The sequence below is a fragment of the Aquipseudomonas alcaligenes NBRC 14159 genome (assembly GCF_000467105.1).
In the GTDB taxonomy this organism is placed as follows: Bacteria; Pseudomonadota; Gammaproteobacteria; order Pseudomonadales; family Pseudomonadaceae; genus Aquipseudomonas; species Aquipseudomonas alcaligenes.
This window is the reverse complement of the sequence record NZ_BATI01000029.1, coordinates 24,247-43,661: the sequence shown is the minus strand read 5'-3', so window position 1 is coordinate 43,661 and position 19,415 is coordinate 24,247. Positions and strand designations below refer to the sequence as shown.

General features: G+C 65.6%; 22 protein-coding genes. 10 read left to right on the top strand and 12 right to left on the bottom strand.

Going from position 1 to position 19,415, the window contains the following annotated elements; genetic code table 11:
* Positions 1-215 precede the first annotated feature (215 nt).
* The gene (locus PA6_RS15800) at positions 216-932 is read left to right on the top strand and encodes a UTRA domain-containing protein (RefSeq protein WP_021701944.1); all 717 of its coding nucleotides are present in this window, start codon (positions 216-218) and stop codon (positions 930-932) included.
* 66 nt (positions 933-998) lie between these two features.
* On the opposite strand, the gene PA6_RS15795 is transcribed toward PA6_RS15800, so the two are convergent.
* The 5 genes from PA6_RS15795 to minC all read right to left on the bottom strand — a co-directional run bounded on the left by PA6_RS15795 (position 999) and on the right by minC (position 5,187).
* Positions 999-2,288 carry a M18 family aminopeptidase gene (locus tag PA6_RS15795; protein WP_021701943.1) on the bottom strand — a complete coding sequence of 430 codons (1,290 nt, stop codon included), beginning with the start codon at positions 2,286-2,288 and terminating at the stop codon, positions 999-1,001.
* 308 nt (positions 2,289-2,596) lie between these two features.
* A complete protein-coding gene (locus PA6_RS15790) occupies positions 2,597-3,232 on the bottom strand; it encodes an RluA family pseudouridine synthase (protein ID WP_021701942.1) in 636 nt (211 codons plus the stop codon).
* 56 nt (positions 3,233-3,288) lie between these two features.
* Positions 3,289-3,543, bottom strand: coding sequence for a cell division topological specificity factor MinE (minE, locus tag PA6_RS15785; RefSeq protein WP_021701941.1), 255 nt, complete (start codon positions 3,541-3,543; stop codon positions 3,289-3,291).
* Entirely contained in the window at positions 3,543-4,355 is an 813-nt protein-coding gene (minD, locus tag PA6_RS15780) for a septum site-determining protein MinD (RefSeq protein ID WP_021701940.1), read from the bottom strand. The genes minE and minD overlap by 1 nt, the downstream gene beginning before the upstream one ends.
* Positions 4,356-4,455: 100 nt before the next feature.
* The gene (gene minC, locus PA6_RS15775; protein ID WP_021701939.1) at positions 4,456-5,187 is read right to left on the bottom strand and encodes a septum site-determining protein MinC; all 732 of its coding nucleotides are present in this window, start codon (positions 5,185-5,187) and stop codon (positions 4,456-4,458) included.
* 111 nt (positions 5,188-5,298) lie between these two features.
* Here minC and PA6_RS15770 point away from each other — a divergent pair, with 111 nt between their 5' ends.
* Positions 5,299-6,234, top strand: coding sequence for a lipid A biosynthesis lauroyl acyltransferase (locus tag PA6_RS15770; protein ID WP_043216799.1), 936 nt, complete (start codon positions 5,299-5,301; stop codon positions 6,232-6,234).
* Between the two features lie 39 nt (positions 6,235-6,273).
* Positions 6,274-7,479, top strand: coding sequence for a patatin-like phospholipase family protein (locus PA6_RS15765; protein ID WP_021701937.1), 1,206 nt, complete (start codon positions 6,274-6,276; stop codon positions 7,477-7,479).
* Between the two features lie 3 nt (positions 7,480-7,482).
* Here PA6_RS15765 and PA6_RS15760 read toward each other — a convergent pair whose 3' ends face one another.
* From PA6_RS15760 to PA6_RS15745, 4 genes are all read right to left on the bottom strand, one after another.
* Positions 7,483-8,331, bottom strand: coding sequence for a pirin family protein (locus PA6_RS15760; protein ID WP_021701936.1), 849 nt, complete (start codon positions 8,329-8,331; stop codon positions 7,483-7,485).
* 92 nt (positions 8,332-8,423) lie between these two features.
* A complete protein-coding gene (locus PA6_RS15755) occupies positions 8,424-9,191 on the bottom strand; it encodes an MlaA family lipoprotein (RefSeq protein WP_021701935.1) in 768 nt (255 codons plus the stop codon).
* Positions 9,184-10,482 (bottom strand): alpha/beta fold hydrolase family protein, encoded by a 1,299-nt coding sequence (locus tag PA6_RS15750; RefSeq protein WP_021701934.1) that lies wholly within the window; start codon positions 10,480-10,482, stop codon positions 9,184-9,186. The genes PA6_RS15755 and PA6_RS15750 overlap by 8 nt, the downstream gene beginning before the upstream one ends.
* 79 nt (positions 10,483-10,561) lie before the next feature.
* Positions 10,562-11,128 carry a hypothetical protein gene (locus PA6_RS15745; RefSeq protein WP_021701933.1) on the bottom strand — a complete coding sequence of 189 codons (567 nt, stop codon included), beginning with the start codon at positions 11,126-11,128 and terminating at the stop codon, positions 10,562-10,564.
* A gap of 84 nt (positions 11,129-11,212) precedes the next feature.
* Between PA6_RS15745 and PA6_RS15740 the strand changes: the two genes are divergently transcribed.
* Positions 11,213-11,581, top strand: a complete 369-nt coding sequence (locus PA6_RS15740) for a hypothetical protein (protein WP_021701932.1) — start codon at positions 11,213-11,215, stop codon at positions 11,579-11,581.
* 35 nt (positions 11,582-11,616) lie between these two features.
* On the opposite strand, the gene PA6_RS15735 is transcribed toward PA6_RS15740, so the two are convergent.
* Together PA6_RS15735 and PA6_RS15730 are read right to left on the bottom strand one after the other, a co-directional pair.
* Positions 11,617-13,170, bottom strand: coding sequence for a glycoside hydrolase family 17 protein (locus PA6_RS15735; RefSeq protein ID WP_043216811.1), 1,554 nt, complete (start codon positions 13,168-13,170; stop codon positions 11,617-11,619).
* Positions 13,171-13,234: 64 nt separating this feature from the next.
* Positions 13,235-13,459, bottom strand: a complete 225-nt coding sequence (locus PA6_RS15730) for a DUF2061 domain-containing protein (RefSeq protein ID WP_021701930.1) — start codon at positions 13,457-13,459, stop codon at positions 13,235-13,237.
* 215 nt (positions 13,460-13,674) lie between these two features.
* On the opposite strand from PA6_RS15730, the gene PA6_RS15725 reads away from it, so the two are divergent.
* The 6 genes from PA6_RS15725 (at position 13,675) to PA6_RS15700 (ending at position 18,779) form a co-directional block, all read left to right on the top strand.
* On the top strand, positions 13,675-14,913 hold the full coding sequence (locus PA6_RS15725) for an HD-GYP domain-containing protein (RefSeq protein WP_021701929.1): 1,239 nt from the start codon (positions 13,675-13,677) through the stop codon (positions 14,911-14,913).
* A 169-nt stretch (positions 14,914-15,082) separates the two neighbouring features.
* On the top strand, positions 15,083-15,394 hold the full coding sequence (locus PA6_RS15720) for a DUF485 domain-containing protein (RefSeq protein WP_021701928.1): 312 nt from the start codon (positions 15,083-15,085) through the stop codon (positions 15,392-15,394).
* Positions 15,391-17,049, top strand: coding sequence for a cation acetate symporter (locus PA6_RS15715; RefSeq protein ID WP_021701927.1), 1,659 nt, complete (start codon positions 15,391-15,393; stop codon positions 17,047-17,049). The genes PA6_RS15720 and PA6_RS15715 overlap by 4 nt, the downstream gene beginning before the upstream one ends.
* A 103-nt stretch (positions 17,050-17,152) precedes the next feature.
* The gene (locus PA6_RS15710; RefSeq protein WP_021701926.1) at positions 17,153-17,860 is read left to right on the top strand and encodes a DUF4349 domain-containing protein; all 708 of its coding nucleotides are present in this window, start codon (positions 17,153-17,155) and stop codon (positions 17,858-17,860) included.
* 7 nt (positions 17,861-17,867) lie between these two features.
* Positions 17,868-18,143 (top strand): hypothetical protein, encoded by a 276-nt coding sequence (locus tag PA6_RS15705; RefSeq protein ID WP_021701925.1) that lies wholly within the window; start codon positions 17,868-17,870, stop codon positions 18,141-18,143.
* A gap of 105 nt (positions 18,144-18,248) precedes the next feature.
* Positions 18,249-18,779: an RBBP9/YdeN family alpha/beta hydrolase gene (locus tag PA6_RS15700; protein ID WP_043216798.1), complete on the top strand. Its 531-nt coding sequence runs from the start codon at positions 18,249-18,251 to the stop codon at positions 18,777-18,779.
* 49 nt (positions 18,780-18,828) lie between these two features.
* On the opposite strand, the gene bfr is transcribed toward PA6_RS15700, so the two are convergent.
* Positions 18,829-19,299 carry a bacterioferritin gene (bfr, locus tag PA6_RS15695; RefSeq protein WP_021701923.1) on the bottom strand — a complete coding sequence of 157 codons (471 nt, stop codon included), beginning with the start codon at positions 19,297-19,299 and terminating at the stop codon, positions 18,829-18,831.
* Positions 19,300-19,415: the final 116 nt, after the last annotated feature.

Genomic DNA, 19,415 nt, shown 5'->3' with positions numbered 1-19,415 from the left:
TTTTTATGGCGATGCCATGCACCCAGGCATGCGTGGGAAAGCGTAGACCATAGCTAAGTGGCTGATTTGTCGAAGTTGCAGCAGGCCACATGGCATGCGGCATGCAGGCTGCCAGGGAAGAAAACTGGCTGTCATCTGACAGTCATCTAGGCTGCCTAGCATGACCGGCGCCTGCACCGGCTTGGTGCTGGTCTATGCCAGATTGGGAGAAAAGCATGCGCGAAGAAGCGCCGCGTACCGTTACTGCGATCTGTCGCGCCCTGCAGGAGCAGATCGACCACGGCCTGTTGCCCGAAGGCGGGCGCTTGCCGGCCGAGCGCGCGCTCAGCGAGCTGTTCGAAACCACCCGCATCACCCTGCGCGAAGCATTGGGGCAGCTGGAAGCCGAGGGGCTGATCTATCGTGAGGAGCGCCGTGGCTGGTTCGTCTCGCCGCGGCGGCTGGCCTACAACCCGCTGGTGCGCAGCCACTTCCACGCCATGGTGCGCGAGCAGGGCAGGGTGCCCTCGACCGAGGTGCTGAGCGCGCGGCTGATGCCGGCGCCGGTGGACATCTGCGAGCGCCTGGAGCTGCCGGCGCTGTCGGCGGTGCTGCAGATTCGTCGGGTACGGCGGATCGACGGGCGCCTGGTGCTGTATGTCGAGCACTACCTCAACCCGGCCTACTTCCCGGGCATCCTCGATGCCGACCTGACCGCCTCGCTGACCGAGCTTTACGCCAGCCGCTACGACATCCGCTATGGCCGGGTGGCCTTCGATATCCTGCCGACCGCCTTGCCGGCGGATGCGGCCTTCAGCCTCAAGGCGGCCCCCGGCAGCCCGGCGCTGTGCATCACCCGGGTCAATCGCGACCAGCACGGGCGGATCATCGATTGCGACGTGGAGTACTGGCGCCACGACGCCGTGCGAGTGAGCGTTGAAGTGCCGGACTGAGCGGCCCGCGTAGGGGGGAAGCCCCCTCTCCCGTTGACGGGAGAGGGGTGGGGAGAGGGGCGAGACTCAGGCCAGCTCGGCGCTGCCGTAGAAAGCGCTGAGCACCCGCACCAGGTGCGCCAGGTCGTGGCTACCGGCCAGCTCGCGGATCGAGTGCATGGCGAAGGTCGGCAGGCCGATGTCGACGGTGGGTACGCCCAGCTGGCTGGCGGTGATCGGGCCGATGGTCGAGCCGCAACCCATGTCGCTGCGCACCACGAAGCTCTGTACCGGCACTTCCTCGGCCAGGCACAGGTGGCGGAAGAAGCCGGCGGTCTCGCTGTTGGTGGCGTAGCGCTGGTTGCTGTTGACCTTGATCACCGGGCCGGCATTGAGCTTGGGACCGTGATTGGCATCGTGCTTGTCGGCGTAGTTGGGATGCACGCCGTGGGCGTTGTCGGCCGAGACCAGCAACGACTTCTGAATGATCCGCACGAAGGCATCGCCTTCCGGCAGCACGCGGCGTAGGACCTGCTCGAGGAACGGGCCGTCGGCGCCGCAGGCCGAGCAGGAGCCGACTTCCTCATGGTCGGTGCATACCAGCACGCAGCTTTCGTCGCTGTCGGCTTCGATCAGCGCCTGCAGGCCGGCGTAGCACGACAGCAGGTTGTCCAGGCGCGCGCCGGCGATGAAGTCCTGGTTGAGGCCGATCACCGCGGCGCTCTGGGTGTCGTAAAAACTCAGCTCGTAGTCCAGTACTGCGTCGGCGCTGATACCGTGTTCCTCGGCCAGGCGCTCGGTCAGTACGGCGCGGAAGTCGGCACTGTCCTCGCCGGGGAACTGGGCGAGGATCGGCGGCAGCTCGGTCTGCGCATTGATCGCCCAGCCCTGGTTGGCCTCGCGGTTGAGGTGGATGGCCAGGTTGGGGATCACTGCGATCGGCTGCTCGAAGTCGATCAGCAGGCTCTGCACCTTGCCGCCTTCGCGGAAGGTCACGCGGCCGGCCAGCGACAGGTCACGGTCGAACCAGGGCGCGAGCAGGGCACCGCCGTAGACTTCCACGCCGAGCTGGAAGAAGCCCTGACGCTGCAGCTCCGGCTGCGGCTTGACGCGCAGGCAGGGGCTGTCGGTGTGCGCGCCGACCATCCGCAGGCCGCCATCCAGCGGGGCGCGGTGGCCGAGGCAGAAGGCGATGATCGAGGAGTCGTTGCGGGTCACGTAATAGCGCCCGCCCGGCTCGGTGTGCCAGGGCTCGCGCTCATCCAGTGCGCGGAAGCCGGCGGCCTGCAGGCGCTGGGCCATGCTGCGGGTGGCGTGGAAAGGGGTGGGCGAGGCCTTGAGAAAATCGATCAGACCCTGGTTCAGCTCTGCGCGCATAACGGACTCCGGACGGCAATCGGTCGAGTTTATCGGATTCCGTGGCGCGTTTGGCACGTGTTGGGGGATGTCTTCAGACGGCTCAGAAGCTGTCCGCGATCTCGAAAGCCCCCCTCTCCCCATTGTGGGAGAAGGAGTTGGCCCACTCACCCTCTCCCCAACCCTCTCCCGTAAACGGGAGAGGGGGCAAAAGCACACTACACCTGCTCTCAAGATCGGCATGGGGGTGCAAGAAAGATAGTCAGTTGTAGCCCGGATGAAATTCGGGGGACGGACTCCCCGGATTGCATCCGGGCTATGGAAGAGACTCAGAACGGTGCCGGGCACTCGAAGCGCAGGCGCTCGCCGGTCTGCGGGTGGGTCAGGCTGAGCATGCTGGCGTGCAGGCACAGGCGCGGCCAGGCGGCCAGGGCCTGTTCGTGGGCATACAGGCCGTCGCCAAGCAGCGGGTGGCCGATCGACAGCATGTGCACGCGCAGCTGGTGCGAGCGGCCGGTGATCGGCGTCAGCTCGACGCGGCAGTAGTCGCCGCAGCGTTCCAGTACGCGCCAGAAGGTCAGGGCGTGCTTGCCGTGCTCAAAGTCGACTACATGGCGCGGCTTGGTCGGCGGGTCGTAGCGCAGCGGCAGGTCGATGCTGCCGCTGTCCAGTTCCGGCTGGCCCCAGCACAGGGCGGTGTAGGCTTTTTCGGTTTCGCGGTCGTGGAACTGTCGCGACAGCTCGCGGTGGCTGTCGGCATCGCGGGCCAGCACGATGATGCCGGAGGTTTCCCAGTCCAGACGGTGGACGATGCGCGCTTCCGGGTAGCCGTTTTCCTGCAGGCGGGTCACCAGGCAGTCGCGGTTGTCCTCGGCGCGGCCGGGCACCGAGAGCAGCAGGGTGGGCTTGTTGATCACCAGCAGGGCGTCGTCCTGATGGAGTATCTCGATGTTCGACAGCGGCATGGCGGTTCCACAAATGACGACGGCGGCCGAGGCCGCCGTCGCTTACCCCGTCTGAATCAACGATCCGGCAGGGTGATGTTGAGTTCCAGGATGGAGCAGCTGCCCTGGTTTTCCAGCGCCACCTGCACCTGATCCTGCTCGATGTTGACGTACTTGCGGATCACCTCGACCAGCTCCTTCTGCAGGGCCGGCAGGTAGTCCGGCTGGCTACGCTGGCCGCGCTCGTGGGCGACGATGATCGACAGACGCTCTTTCGCAATCGACGCAGGGGTTTCCTTCTTGCGTTCACGAAAGAAGTCGAAAATGTTCATTAGCGCGCTCCAAACAGGCGTTGCATGAGTCCTTTCTTCTGCACGTCGAGGAAGCGATGCGGCACTTCCTTGCCGAGCAGACGGTCGACGGCATCGCTGTAGGCCTGGCCGGCGTCGCTCTGGTCGTCGAGGATGACCGGTACGCCCTGGTTGGAGGCTTTCAGCACGGCCTGGGACTCGGGGATCACGCCCAGAAGGTTGATGGCGAGGATTTCCTCGACGTCTTCCACGCCGAGCATCTCGCCCTTGGTGACGCGCTCGGGGTTGTAGCGGGTCAGCAGCAGGCGCTCCTTGATCGGCTCCAGGCCCTGTTCGGCGCGGCGCGACTTGCTCGCCAGCAGGCCGAGCATGCGGTCGGAGTCGCGGACCGAGGAAACTTCTGGGTTGGTCACGACGATGGCTTCGTCGGCGAAGTACATGGCCATGTGCGCGCCGGTCTCGATGCCGGCCGGCGAGTCGCAGATCACATATTCGAAGTTCTGCGACAGCTCGTCGATGACCTTGCCCACGCCTTCCTTGGTCAGCGCGTCCTTGTCACGGGTCTGGCTGGCGGCCAGCACGTACAGGTTCTCGAGGCGCTTGTCCTTGATCAGGGCCTGGGTCAGGGTCGCTTCGCCGTTGATCACGTTGACGAAGTCGTACACCACGCGGCGTTCGCAGCCCATGATCAGGTCGAGGTTACGCAGGCCCACGTCGAAGTCGACGATGACGGTCTTGTGGCCGCGCAGGGCGAGGCCGGTGCCGATGGCGGCGCTGGTGGTGGTTTTACCCACGCCGCCCTTGCCGGAAGTGACTACGAGGATCTTGGCCAAGGTGATTCACCCCAAATATATGAAAAATCGGGAAATCCGGCGCCGGTAAACTGGCTTCCGAATGCCCCTTCAGGTCCCTGAAATTGGGCCGCAGTATCCGTTAAAGGCGGGTGATGTTCAACACGTCACCCGACAGGCTGATCTGTACCGATTGGCCCCACAGAGGATCGCGGCGCAGCTCTTCCGCGGTCTTGTATTGCCCAGCCACGGAGAGCATCTCGGCGCCCATCTGCTGGCAGAAGATGCGCGCCTTGGTGTCGCCCTTGACGCCGGCCAGGGCACGGCCGCGCAGCGGGCCGTACACATGGATATTGCCGTCGGCGAGAAGTTCCGCACCGGCGCTGACCGGCGCCATCACCACCAGGTCGCCGCCCTGGGCGTAGATCTGCTGGCCGCCACGTACCGGGCTGGTAACGATGCGGGTCGGTTTGTACTGCGGTTCGGCCGGCTTCTCTTCCTTTTTGCGCGCCTCCACCGGCTCGACCAGCTTCTCGCGGGCGCCGGACGGCGGCAGCACGGGAATGTCGAGGGCCTCGGCGGCGGCGATGTCATCCTCGCGGCTGGCGCGAATGGCCAGGGTGCGCAGGCCGTGCTGGCGACAGAGGTCCATCAGCTTGCCCAGATCGAGCTCACCTTCGCCTTCCGGCAGCTTGTCCAGCGCCAGCACCAGGGGGATGTTCTGGAAGAAGTTGGGGGCCTGCGCCACTTTCTCGGCCAGCTGCCGGTCCAGGCGCTCCAGGTCATTGTGCGCCAGCTCCAGCACGGTGATGGCGAGCATGCTGCCCTTGAGCTGGAACACGGGGTCTTGGTCGAGGAGATCGGCTTGGCTCATGGTTCGCCCACTGCATTGAATGGGCACGACTTATAACGATAAGCCCGCAGCGCCGCAAGCCGAGCGGACTTCTGTAAAATGCCGGGTTTTCTCGCCTGCCCGGAATCATTCATGGACCGCCCGCAATTTCGCGCCTATTTCCTTCACCCGCGTTTCTGGCCGCTGTGGCTGGGCCTCGGGCTGCTGTGGCTGGTTGCGCAGTTGCCGTACCGGGTCCTGCTGCTGCTCGGTCGCGGCCTGGGCGCGCTCATGTACCGGGTGGCCGGCTCGCGGCGCTATATCGCCGGGCGCAACCTGGAGCTGTGCTTCCCGCAGCTGAGCGCCGCCGAGCGCGAGCGCCTGCTGAAGGAGAACTTCGCCTCCACCGGCATCGCCTTCTTCGAGACGGCCATGGGCTGGTGGTGGGCCAAACCGCGCCTGGCCGGGCTGGCGCACATCGAGGGGCTGGAACACCTGCGCCAGGTGCAGGCCGAGGGGCAGGGCGCGATCCTCATGGCGCTGCACTTCACCACCCTGGAAATCGGCGCGGCGCTGCTGGGGCGGGTGCAGACCATCGACGGCATGTACCGCGAGCACAAGAACCCGGTGTTCGACTTCGTGCAGCGCCGCGGCCGCGAGCGCCACAATGCCGACGCCACCGCCATCGAGCGCGAGGACATCCGCGCCATGCTCAAGGTGCTGCGCGCCGGCCGCGCCATCTGGTACGCGCCGGACCAGGACTACGGCCCCAAGCAGAGCATTTTCGTACCGCTGTTCGGCATCCAGGCCGCCACCGTCACCGCCACCACCAAGTTCGCCCGCCTGGGCAAGGCGCGGGTAGTGCCTTTCACCCAGGAGCGCCTGGCCGACGGCAGCGGCTACCGTCTGGTGATCCATCCGCCGCTGGCGGACTTCCCCGGCGAGAGCGAGGAGGCCGACTGCCTGCGCATCAACCAGTGGATCGAACAGGCGGTCAGCCAGCATCCCGAGCAGTACCTGTGGGCACACCGGCGCTTCAAGACCCGTCCCGCGGGCGAACCCAAGCTGTACCGCAAGCGCGGGCGGTAGCCGGGCCCTATACTCGCTGGAAAAAAGCGGAAAGCGCCCATGACCGAAGCAGTAGAAGTTGCCAGGCCCGTCACCGGGCTGATCCTGTCGGGCGGCGGGGCGCGGGCGGCCTATCAGGTGGGCGTGCTGGGGGCGATCGCCGATCTGCTCGGCGAATCCTGTCGTAACCCGTTTCCGGTCATCGTCGGCACCTCGGCCGGCGCTATCAATGCTGTCGGCCTGGCCTGCGGTGCCCTGCATTTCGCCAGCGCGGTACGCCGCCTGACCGAGGTCTGGCAGGGCTTCCACTGTGGCGATGTGTACCGCAGCGACTGGCCCGGCGTGCTGCGCCAGGCCAGTCGCTTCTTTGGCCACAGCCTGCTGGGGATGGGCAAGGACCTGCCGGTGGCGCTGCTCGATAGCGCGCCGCTGGGTGACCTGCTGGCCCGTGAACTGGATTTCTCCGGCATCGCCGCGGCGGTACGCATGCGCCAGCTGCGCGCGGTGGCGGTGACCGCCTTCGGCTACGAAAGCGGCCAGGCAGTGACCTTCTATCAGGGGCGCGCGACCATCGACCCCTGGTTCCGCCATCGCCGCGTCGGTGTGCCGACCCGCCTGACTCTGGAGCACCTGCTGGCCAGCGCGGCGATTCCGTTGATCTTCCCGCCTGTCAAGGTCAACCGTGAGTACTTCGGCGATGGCGCGGTGCGCCAGCAGGCGCCGATCAGCCCGGCGCTGCACCTAGGCGCCAGTCGTGTGCTGGTGGTCGGCGTGAGCGGCAATCCGCTGGGCAAGGGCGTCAGCCAGCAAGTGGTGCGTCCGCGCAGCGGCCTGCCGCCGACGCTGGCGCAGATCAGTGGGCACATGCTCAACAGCACCTTCATCGACAGTCTGGAAGGCGACATCGAGCTGCTCGAACGGCTCAACCACATGAGCCGCCTGGTGCCCTCAGGGCTGCATCCGCGCGGGCTCGGGCTGAAGCCGGTGGACGTGCTGGTGATCTCGCCGAGCCAGCCGCTGGACCAGATCGCCGCACGCCATCGCCACGAGATGCCCAAGGCCATGCGCTTCTTTCTGCGCGGGCCGGGGGCCACGCGCGCCAGCGGCGCCGGGGTGCTCAGCTACCTGCTGTTCGAGCCTGGCTACTGCAACGAGCTGATCGAGCTGGGCTACCAGGACGCCATGGCGCAGAAGGGCGCCCTGTGCCGTTTCCTCGACCATGCCGAAGTGGCTGCCGAGGACGTGCCGGTGCTCTCCGCGCGCTGAGTCTCAGGCGGTCAGGCGCTCGTCGCGAAAATCGCGCAGCGCCTGTTCGATCTCCTCGCGGCTGTTCATCACGAAGGGACCGTACTGCACGATCGGCTCGTTCAGCGGCGTGCCGGCGATCAGCAGTACCCGCGCGCCGGTTGCGCTGCCCATCTCGATAGCGCCGTTTTCCGACAGCCGCGCCAGACGGCCTTTGCCGATGCTGTGGCCGTTGACCGCCAGCTCGCCCTCGTAGACATACAGCAGCACCCGCTGGCCATCGGCCAGGCGTGGCGAGAGGCGGCTGCCGGCCGGCAGGTGCAGGTCGAACAGCTGCGGCGCGGTGTGCGGACGCTGCACGGCGCCATCCTGCTGCAGCTCGCCGTCGTCGAAGCGGCCGGCGATCACCGTCACGGCCACGCCCTCTGCAGTGGTCAGGCGCGGGATTTCTTCCGGCGCATAGTCGCGGTAGCCGGCATCGCCCAGCTTGTCCTTGGCCGGCAGGTTGAGCCACAGCTGGAAGCCGCGCATCACGCCTTCCTGCTGCTCCGGCATCTCGCTGTGGATGATGCCGCGCGCGGCTGTCATCCACTGCACGCCGCCGCTTTCCAGCAGGCCGACATTGCCCAGGTGGTCCTCGTGGCGCATGCGCCCTTCGAGCATGTAGGTGATGGTCTCGAAGCCACGGTGCGGGTGCGGCGGGAAGCCGGCGATGTAGTCGTCCGGGTTGTCCGAGCCGAACTCGTCGAGCATCAGGAAGGGATCGAAACGCTCGATGCCGGCGCCGCCGATCACGCGGGTCAGGCGCACGCCGGCGCCATCCGAGGCGCTCTGGCCGATGTGCTGGGTGAGGACTTGGCGGAACTGGGTCATGGGGCACCTCCTGAAGTGGAATGTGCCCATGCTAGTCCAGTGGATTGAATCTATGGGTGAGACTTTTACCGAATAAATATCTATTAATTAGATCATTCGGCAATCTGCAGCTTGCGCGCCTCGCGGTACACGTAACGCACCTTTTCGTACTCGAACGGGCTGTTGGTCTGGCCATAGCGGAAGCTGGTGCTGTCGCGCAGGTCGATCACGCGCAGGCCGGTGATTTCCGGGTGATCGCTGCTGATCTCGGCCATGTTGAGGTAGTTGATCTGGTTCTCCGCGGCGAAGTCGAACACCCTGCCGCCGGTGTCGCGCAGGTTGGACGGACCGAGCAGCGGCAGCATGACGTAGGGGCCGTCCGGCACGCCGTAGAAGCCCAGGGTCTGGCCGAAGTCCTCGCTTTGCTTGGGCAAGCCCATGCGCGTGGCCGGGTCCCACAGGCCGGCCACGCCGACCGTGGTGTTGAGCAGCAGGCGCCCGGTGGTCTGCAGCGAGCGCTTGCCCTTGAACTGCAGCAGGCTGTTGAGCAGGTTGGGCACATCGCCCAGGTTGCCGAAGAAGTTGTTCACGCCGGTGCGCACCAGGCCCGGGGTGACGTAGCGATAGCCGCGCACCACCGGCAGGAACACCCACTCGTCGAAGCGATAGTTGAAGTGGTACACGCGGCGGTTCCACGACTCCCAGGGGTCGTAGACATGCAGGGCACTGAGGGTGGAGCGCTCGAACTCGCGCTGGTCCAGGTGCGGGTTGAACTGCAGCTGCTGCATGGGGTTGGTGAAGCCGTCCGGGTCGGTCTGGGTTTCGGCCTGGGCCAGGCTGGCGGCCAACAGCAGGGCAAGCGGGAACAGGTACTTAGCCACGGAAGAACTCCAGCATGGCGTCGCCGTTGACGCGGTAGTTGAGGTTGCCGCAATGCCCGCCGCGCGGGTAAAGAGTCAGGCGCTCGCCGAAGGTACGGCGCAGGAAGCCGAGGTCGCCACGGCCCAGGATCAGGTCGTCGGCATTGTGCATCACCGCCACCTTGGGGCTTTTCTTCAGGTACTGCTCCAGGGCGTACAGGCTGATCTGGTCGTTCAGCTGCAGCAGGCTGCCGCCGTCATAGGCCTTGCGCCAGTAAGGCAGCAGTTGCTCGACGATGTAGCAGTCGAAATCGCACTGCAGGGCGCGCTTGAAGAAGGGCGTCAGGCTGGTGCCTTCGCTGATCGGGTAGTGCGGCGGGGTGATCAGGCCGCGGCGGTTGATCAGGTCGGCGGTGAAGGCCATGTCCGACACGGAGAAGCGGAAGGAGCTGCCGATCAGCATGGCCAGCTGTTCGTTGCTGAGCTTCTGGCCGGACTGCTGGAAGTCGTAGAGCAGGGCCTCGTTCAGGTCGATATGGCCTTTTTCCTCGAAGTAGCGCGAGAGCTTGCCGAGGATCAGTTCGAAGTAGGTGGTGCCGTTGTCGACGCCCTTGACCCGGGTCTGCACCAGGCGGTCGAGGTTGGTCACCGAGGTGTACAGGTTGACCGGCGGGTTGAGCAGCAGCACGCGCTTGAAGTTGAAGCTGCGCAGGCGCTCGTCCAGCTCGCTGACGAAGGCGGCATTCAGCGCGCCCAGGCTGTAGCCGGTCAGGTGGTACTCGCTGACGGCCAGCTTGGGGTGCTGGGCACGCACGGCCATCATCACCCGGTACAGGTCCTCGGCGTCCTGGCGCGACAGGCCGGGAGTGGCGTTGCGCGAGGCGGCGCTCATGAAGTCGTAGCTGGTCGGCGAGGACAGCTGCACCACGTGGTAGCCGGCGCCGTAGAACAGGCGCTTGAGCTCTTCGGTCTTGCCGCTGGCATAGCTGGCGCCGGTGCCGGAGATGATGAAGATCAACGGCGCCTGGCCCTTCTGCTGGGCCAGGCGGTAGCGCAGCTTGGTGACCGACCAGAAGTTTTCCGGCAACTGGAACTCGCGCTCCGGGCGCAGCTTGAGGTCGTAGTCGGCCTGGTCGATGTCGTCGTCGCTGGGTACCGGCGAGCGCAGTTCCGGCGGCGTGGTGGCGATGGTCGCCTCGAAGGGGTTGGCCAGCGGGTAGCCATAGCTGGCCACGTCGATGTCGGCCGCCAGGGCGGACGAACCGAACAGCAGCGCGCCGAACAGGGCGATGCAGGAGGGGAAACGGGGCATGGGCCGGGTTCCTGGGCAGGGGATGCTGAAGTGAATACCGGCGCTATGACAAGCGCAAGCGCCGCGAGTGCCGCAGCCGCTACTCCAGTGCGCTGAGGCTTTGTACCCAGATCAGTTCGCAGGCGCCCTGGCCGACGTCCTCGCGGGTCAGCGAACTCTGCCAGTGAAAGCCATCGTCGCCGACCACGCGCACCAGCTGGCCGCTCAGGGCAATGCGCTGGCCCGGCTCGACCCGCTGCAGAGCCCTGGCCACCGTGGCATCGGCAGGAATCAGGTGCATGTTGGCGCTGTGGGTTTCGATCTCGCGGCGCGGAATGGGGAAGTCGTCGGTGCGCCAGTGATACCAGCGGTTGCCCTGGCTGATATCGATGCGCGCGAGGACCTGCGGGTCGGCCATCGGCCCCCAGCCCAGCGCCAGGTCGGTGGGCGAGATCCGCGCGCCGCGGTCGAAGCGGTAGTCTTCGCGGCCCAGCACCCGGGCTTCCAGGCGAAAGGGCTGCAGCGGCGTGATGGTATGGCCGTCGAGGCGGATCACGCCGTCCGGCGAGGCCTGTTGCGGCGTCCCGGATGGCGGACGCAGCCATTGCCAGCCGAGTGCGAGCAGCATCAGCAGGGTCAGGGCGAGGAGCAGGCGGCGTGCGGTCATGGGGCTAATTCTAGTGTTGCGGTCTTGCACTCGGGCACGAGCAGATTAAGCTGGGCGCCTTTTTCGGACCACCGGAGCGTCAAGATGTCCCGCCATGTTCCCCTCCTGCTGTTGCTGCTGGTGCTGCCCCTGTGGCTGGCGGCCAGCTACGGCGTACGTTTCGCCCTGATGGAGGACGGCCAGTGGGTGGGCATCTGCGTCGAGCAGGCGGCGCGCTGGGAATGCCAGGCCCGCGCCGGGCTGGGCTACCTGATTCACTTCCGGGTGATTGCCTGGACCGCCCTGGTATTGGCGGTGCTCGGCTTCATCGCGCCGGGCAAGGCCGGTCGCGTGCTGGCCGCTCTGGCGCTGTTCTGCGCTATTCCCGCGCTGGTGCTGTACAGCGCCAGCCTGGCGGTGTTCGCCCTGGTGCTGGCCGGCCTGCGTCTGGTGCGCGCGCCCCGCGCGGCCTGACCAGCGAGGTTAGGCGCCGCGGCTGAGGGCCAGCCTCAGCCGCGTGAATGGCGCAGGCTGCGCCACAGGGCGGCGACCAGCAGCGCGCTGGTCAGCGCCCAGCCAATCGCCTGCAGGTTGTGCAGGCCTTCCTGGTACAGCTGCGGCGCGATGCCGGCACCGATGATCACGGTCAGCAGGGCGATCTCGCGGCGCGGCGCACGCACCGGCCGGCACAGGTAAACCAGCGCCGGCAGCAGCAGGGCCACGCTGGGGAAGCTGCGGTAGCGCGAGTCGAATACCAGGCCCAGCATCAGCACCGCGCCGGCGAAACCGGCCGCTACCAGCCACCAGCCGCCACGCGCCTCCAGCCAGGCGAAGGCACGCTCGCGCCAGTCCTGGCGCGACGACAGGGCCAGGACGGTGTGCGCCAGCACCAGCAGGTTGAGGCCGAGCAGGGCCGCCGCCCACAGCCACTCGCCCCAGTAGCGGCTGGTGACCAGCGCCAGCTCGCTCCAGCCCAGGCTGCAGGCCGCGCCGAAGGCGGCGACGAGCGGCAGCAGCAGGGCGGCGCGCGACGAGGCTGGGCGGCCGGCGAGCAGCAGGGCGGCGAGCAGCAACAGGCCGCTGGCACCCAGCCACAGCGGCCAGTGCGGCAGGTTGGATACCGGGCCGGCGAGGATGCCCTTGTCGCCGCGGTCGGCATCGTAGAGCCCCCAGAAGCCGCCGACGGCGCCCTCGCTGTCGCGTTTCCACGGCTGGTCGAAGGCTTCGATCAGGTTGTAGCGCCAGCCGTTGTCCTCGGCCAGCTTGACGAAGCCACGGATGAACAGCGCCTCGTTGACCCGGCTCGGCAGTGCCGTCTCGCGCTGGCGGCCTTCGCTGGGCCAGCCGGTTTCGCCGATCAGGATGTCCTTGGGTGCATAGGCGCTGCCGAAGGCACGGCGCACGTTGGCGACCTGGTTCAGCGCGGCATCGATGCCGGTCGGGTCGTCTTCCCAGTACGGCAGCAGGTGGATGGTGAGGAAGTCCACCGCCGGCGCCATCTGCGGGTGCTTGATCCAGAACTCCCAGACATCGGCATAGGTCACCGGCTGCTGCACCGCCGCCTTGACCCGTGCGATCAGGGCCACCAGCTGGCTTTCGGTGGCTTCCTTGCGCAGCAGTACCTCATTACCGACGATGACCGCATCGATCACGTCCGGGTAGGTGTTGGCGGCGCTGATCAGTGCCTTGATCTCAAGCTCGGTGTCCGCCGGGTTGGCGCTGACCCAGGCGCCGGCCAGCATCTTCAGGCCGTGCTTGCGCGCCAGCTCCGGCAGGGCTTCCAGGCCGATCTGCGAATAGGTGCGGATGCAGGTGAAGCGCTGCGCGAGCAGTGCCAGGTCGGCGTCGACCCGTTCCTTGCGCAGCACGAAAGGCTGCTGGAAGGGCGACTGGTCCTTGTCGAACGGCGTGTAGGAGGCACACTGCAGCTTGTGCGTCGGCGTGGCGGCGTCGGGCAGGTCGACCGGCCGGCCGACCCAGTACCAGGCGGCGGCAAGTGCCGCCAGGGCGAACAGCAGGGCGAACGAGTAGGCGAGGGCGGGAAAGCGCGGCGTGGTGCTCATGGCGTCCATAGATGGCTGGCGGCAAAGCCGCGCATCTTAGCGGAGCCCCGGGCTCGCGCCCAGCTCAGCCGTGATGGTGCAACCAGGCGTGCCGCGGAATGGTGGCCCTGGCGGTCTTGTTGCCTTCGATGCGCTTCCAGATTTTTTCGTGGAAGTAGAAGCCCACCGAGTTGCACAGCGGTTCGACCGCCGCCACCAGGCCGCCCACGGCCACGCTGCCGGTGAGGGCGTAGGTCACGCTGAAGGCGATGCAGAAATGCATGAGGGTGAAGGTGATGGTCTTGAGCATGACGCACCTCGAATGAGAATTACTGCTGATTGAGGTGAAGCCTAGAGTCATTCTCGGGAAGGCGGAAATACAGCCTCTGCATGGTGTGAATAGATGAATATCTATTGATGTATTTGCATTGATAGTTTTTTGTTTGGATATACGCCGGCCGGCTTCTGGCTAATCTGATGAAGCTGTGCCTCGTCCTGCATGATCGTCTTCGCCGGTACTTCAGCATGTCCAACCTCAGCGACGCGGATCGCCTCAGAATCCCCGTAGACCAACTGGCCATCGGCATGTATGTGGTCGAGCTCGACCGGGCCTGGACCGAGACGGCCTTTCTGTTCCAGGGTTTTCGCATCCGTCAGCAGCAGGAAATCCGCCTGTTGCAGGAGATCTGCCAGTACGTCTGGGTGGATGCGCGGCGCTCGGTCGGCATTCGCCAGCAGGCCCGGGAGAACCAGGTCGCGCAGGAAACGGACCTGCAGCCGCTGATCGGCAAGGTGTCTTTCAGTGCCGAGATGGCTCAGGCCGAGCCGGCCTACCAGGCGGCGCGCGAGCAGTCGCTGCGCATCCTGCAGGCGGTCAGGCTGGGCCAGGCGCTGGACGTGGCAACGGTGAAGGAGGTGGTCAAGGGCTGCGTCGAGAGCATCCTGCGCAACCCGGCGGCCATGCTCTGGCTGGCGCGCATCAAGCACAAGGACGAGTACACCTCGGAGCACTCGCTGCGCGTGGCCATCCTCTCCATCGCGCTCGGGCGCGAGCTGGGTCTGCTGCCCTTGCAGCTCGAACAGATCGGCGTCTGCGGCATGTTGCACGATGTCGGCAAGATCAAGGTGCCCGAGGAAATTCTCAACAAGCCCGGGGCGCTGACGCCGGAGGAACTGTTGATCATGCAAAGCCACGCGACCGAGGGGCGCAAGCTGCTGCTGAGCAATCAACAGGTCACCGCAGCCACTGTGGATGTCGCCTATTCCCACCACGAGCGTCTCGACGGGCGCGGTTATCCGCGTGGGCTGGATGCCGCCAGGATTCCCTACTTCGCCAAGATAGTCGCGGTGGTCGACAGTTACGATGCGATCAACAGCGACCGGGTCTACAGCAAGGGCAAGTCCTCTCTGGAGTCCCTGCGCATCCTCTTCGATGCCCGCGACAGCCATTTCGATGCCGATGTCGTCAAGGCCTTCATCCACCTGATCGGCATCTACCCGCCGGGGGAGATCGTCGAGTTCAGCAACGGCGAGGTCGGCGTCATCATCGGCTGTCCGCCCGGCAACAAGCTCAAGCCGCGCGTGCTGATCGTGCTCGATGAGGGCAAGCAGCGTTGCAAGGAGCGCGTGGTCGACCTGCAGGAGGCGCCCCGCGACATCTGCGGCAGGCCCTACAGGGTCAAGGAGGTGCTCAGCTGCGGCGCCTTCGGCATTTCCATCGACGAGTACCGCCAGCGGGGCCTGATAGTCCCCGGCAATCTCTGAGCCCAGCCGGGCTCACCCTCCACGCGGCCCGCTGGTTTCTGCCCGGTTCTGGGGCACTAAGACTTTGGTCGAGAACCGCCACAGGCTACGACTAAGGTCGTCTGTCTCGCTTGCGCGGGCGCTCGCAGAGTGGACTCACCAGTAACTCGTGCTGTGGAGGACAACAACAATGAACGACAGCGTCTACAAGCGGATTGAGCAGAGTCCGCGCTTCAAGGAGCTGGTCGCCAAGCGCGACCGCTTCGCCTGGATACTTTCCGCCATCATGCTCGGCCTCTACGTGGCCTTCATCCTGCTGATCGCCTTCGAGCCGCAAGTGCTCGGCATGCGCATCAGCGATAGCTCGCCGATGACCCTGGGCATCCCGCTGGGCGTAGGTCTGATCCTCTCGGCCTTCGTGCTGACCGGTATCTACGTCAAGCGCGCCAACAGCGAATTCGACCGTCTGAACCAGGAAATCCTGGCCGAGGTGCAGAAATGATCGCGCGTATCCTCTCCACGCTCGGCCTGCTGGCGCTGGCGCCGACCCTCTGGGCGGCCGGTGCCATCGAAGGCGAAGTGCAGCGTCAGCCGCTGAACATCTCCGCCATCGTCATGTTCGTGGCGTTCGTCGGCTTCACCCTGTGCATTACCTACTGGGCCTCCAAGCGCAGCAAGTCGGCGGCCGACTTCTACACCGCCGGCGGTGGCATCACCGGTTTCCAGAACGGTCTGGCGATTGCCGGTGACTATATGTCGGCGGCGTCCTTCCTGGGGATTTCCGCCCTGGTGTTCGCCTCCGGCTACGACGGCCTGATCTATTCGATCGGCTTCCTGGTCGGCTGGCCGATCATCCTGTTCCTGATCGCAGAACGCCTGCGCAACCTCGGCAAGTACACCTTCGCCGACGTCGCCTCGTTCCGCCTCAAGCAGACCGAGATCCGCACCCTTTCCGCCAGCGGTACGCTGGTGGTGGTGGCGTTCTACCTGATCGCGCAGATGGTCGGCGCCGGCAAGCTGATCGAGCTGCTGTTCGGCCTCGACTACCACGTCGCGGTGATCCTGGTCGGCATCCTGATGGTCTGCTACGTGCTGTTCGGCGGTATGCTGGCCACCACCTGGGTACAGATCATCAAGGCCGTGCTGCTGCTGTCCGGCGCCTCCTTCATGGCGCTGATGGTGATGAAGCACGTCAACTTCGACTTCGGCACCCTGTTCAGCGAAGCGGTCAAGGCGCACCCGAAAGGCGAGGCCATCATGAGCCCCGGCGGCCTGGTGAAAGACCCGATCTCGGCCATCTCCCTGGGCCTGGCGCTGATGTTCGGTACCGCTGGTCTGCCGCACATCCTGATGCGCTTCTTCACCGTCTCCGATGCCAAGGAAGCCCGCAAATCGGTGTTCTACGCCACCGGTTTCATCGGTTACTTCTACATCCTGACCTTCATCATCGGCTTCGGCGCGATCCTGCTGGTCGGCACCAACCCGCAGTTCAAGGATGCCGCTGGCGCCCTGATCGGCGGTAACAACATGGCTGCGGTACACCTGGCCGATGCCGTGGGTGGCAGCCTGTTCCTCGGCTTCATCTCCGCCGTGGCCTTCGCCACCATCCTCGCGGTGGTCGCCGGCCTGACCCTGTCCGGCGCCTCTGCGGTGTCCCACGACCTGTACGCCAGCGTGATCAAGAAGGGCAAGGCCAACGAGAAGGATGAGCTGCGCGTATCGAAGATCACCACCCTGGTGCTCGGCGTGCTGGCCATCGGCCTCGGCATCCTGTTCGAGAAGCAGAACATCGCCTTCATGGTCGGTCTGGCCTTCTCCATCGCGGCCAGCTGCAACTTCCCGGTACTGATCCTCTCCATGTACTGGAAGAAGCTGACCACCCGCGGTGCCATGATCGGCGGCTGGCTGGGTCTGATCACCGCCGTGGTGCTGATGGTGCTCGGCCCGACCATCTGGGTACAGATCCTCGGCAACGCCACGCCGATCTACCCGTACGAGTACCCGGCGCTGTTCTCCATCACCGTGGCCTTCATCGGTATCTGGTTCTTCTCGATCACCGACAAGTCCACTGCGGCCGACGAGGAACGCGCACGCTTCTACCCGCAGTTCGTGCGCTCGCAGACCGGCCTGGGTGCCAGCGGTGCTGCCGCCCACTGATCGACGCTCCGTGTGAACTACTGGGCAGCCTGCGGGCTGCCCTTTTTTATGGGCGGCGGTATGATCGCCGGCCTCCACAGGGACGAACCGAGGACGCTCAAGGATGAACATCACTTTCTCTCGCTGGGGCAGCGTTGCCCTGGCACTCTGTCTGAACCTGCTGGCCGGCTGTGCCTACCGCGGCGGCGATGTCGCCAGCGCTGCGGCCGAGCCGGTGAGCGCCGGCTATTCCGCCAGCCAGGGTCAGGCCAGTGGCCGCCTGCTGGTGTGGACCGCCGACTTCTCCGTCGAGGTGGCCGATCTCGGCAAGTCTGCCGAGCAGCTCAGTGCGCGCATGGTCGCCCTCGGCGGCTACGTCGAGGAGAAAAGCGACGACGGCAGTCAGCGCCAGAGCTTCGTCTACCGCGTGCCTAAGGACGCCTTCAATGAAGCGCTGGGCGATGTCGAGCGCAGCGGCAGCGTGCTGTCGCGCCACGTCAAGGGTGAGGACGTCACCGAGCAGTACGTCGACGTAGAGACCCGCCTGAAGAACAACCTGGCCCTGCGTGACCGTTTCCGCGACCTGCTGGCCAAGGCCAAGGACGTCAAGGACATCCTGCTGATCGAGGCTGAGCTCAACCGCATCCAGTCGGAAGTCGACTCGATGGAAGCGCGCATGCGCGTGCTCAAGGACCAGATCCAGATGGCCACCCTGCGCGTCACGCTCCACCAGCAGGTGCCGCCCAAGCCGGCCACCATCTATGGCCCGCTGGGCTACCTGTACAAGGGGGCCGAGTGGTTCGTGATCAAGCTGTTCGTCATTCGCGAGTGAGCTGAGCATGGACGTGCTGCGCATGCTGTTGGCGGTGCTGGCCCTGCTGGCCGGCATTGCCGCGCTGGTGCAGGGTATCGTCGTCGGGCCGCTGTGGGCCTGGTTGCTGGTCATGGCGCTGGGCTTTCTGCTGGCCTACTGGCTGTGGCCGCGCCACCGTGAGGTGGAGAGCGGCTGGTTCGACGTGCTGGAACTGCTGGTTGAGCTGCCGGTGAATGCCCTGCTCGGGCTGTTGCGCCTGCTCGGGCGGTTCTTTCGCGATATCGACCTGCCTGGGCCATGAGGCGTCGCGGGGCAGTGGCGGGCTGCTGAGTTCGCCACCCGGCTTGAGTCGCTGCCTCGCTTTGCGGCATGGTGGGCGCAGCTTTCCGACATGGCAGTCAGCCCCATGCACACGACCTTTCTGATCATCCCCGGCTACGGCAACTCCGGGCCCGAGCACTGGCAGAGCCTGTGGCAGCAACAGGATGCGCGTTTCCGCCGGGTTGAGCAGCGTGACTGGTGGAGCCCGCAGTGCAGCGAGTGGGTGGCGACCCTGGAACGGGCGGTGGTGGCCAGCGGCCCGGACACCGTGCTGGTGGCCCATAGCCTGGGCTGCGGCCTGGTCGCACACTGGGCGGCGCATACCCGCCAGCGCATCCGCGCCGCCATGCTGGTGGCGCCGCCCGATCCCGAGGGGCCGGCGGCCGAGCTGAACATCCAGGGCTTCGTGCCGGTACCGGAGCTGCCGCTGGCTTTCCCCAGCCTGGTGGTGGCCAGCAGCGATGATCCCTATTCCAGCCTCGAACATGCGCATGCTGCGGCTGCCCGCTGGGGCAGCCGCTGGTACAACCTGGGCCCGTGCGGCCATATCAATGGCGACAGCGGCCTGGGCGACTGGCCGCAGGGGCGGGCGCTGCTGGACTCGCTGCTGCGCTGAAATGCAAAAGCCCCGCACTGGGCGGGGCTTCTGGCGTAAAGCGACGGGCTTACTCGTCCATCTGCGACTGCAGGTAGTTTTCCAGGCCGACCTTCTCGATCAGGCCGAGCTGGGTTTCCAGCCAGTCGATGTGTTCTTCCTCGGACTCGAGGATGTCTTCCAGCAGCTCGCGGCTGCCGTAGTCACCGACGGTTTCGCAGTAGGCGATGGCGGCTTTCAGGTCGGGCAGGGCGGCTTGTTCGAGCTTGAGGTCGCAGGCCAGCATTTCCTTGGTGTTTTCGCCGATCATCAGCTTGCCGAGGTCCTGCAGGTTGGGCAGACCTTCGAGGAAGAGGATGCGCTTGATCAGCTTGTCCGCATGCTTCATCTCGTCGATGGACTCGTGATACTCGTGCTTGCCGAGTTTCTCCAGACCCCAATCTTCGTACATGCGGGCATGCAGGAAGTACTGGTTGATCGCCACCAACTCATTGCCGAGGATCTTGTTCAGATGCTGAATGACTTTCTTGTCGCCTTTCATGGTGGAGGCCTCGCCCTGAGTGGTGATTGGTAAATCAGGAGTCTGCGTCAGAAGTGCCTTCCGGTCAAATATAAGCCATTGAAATATATATGAAAATTAATATAAATAAGAATGTT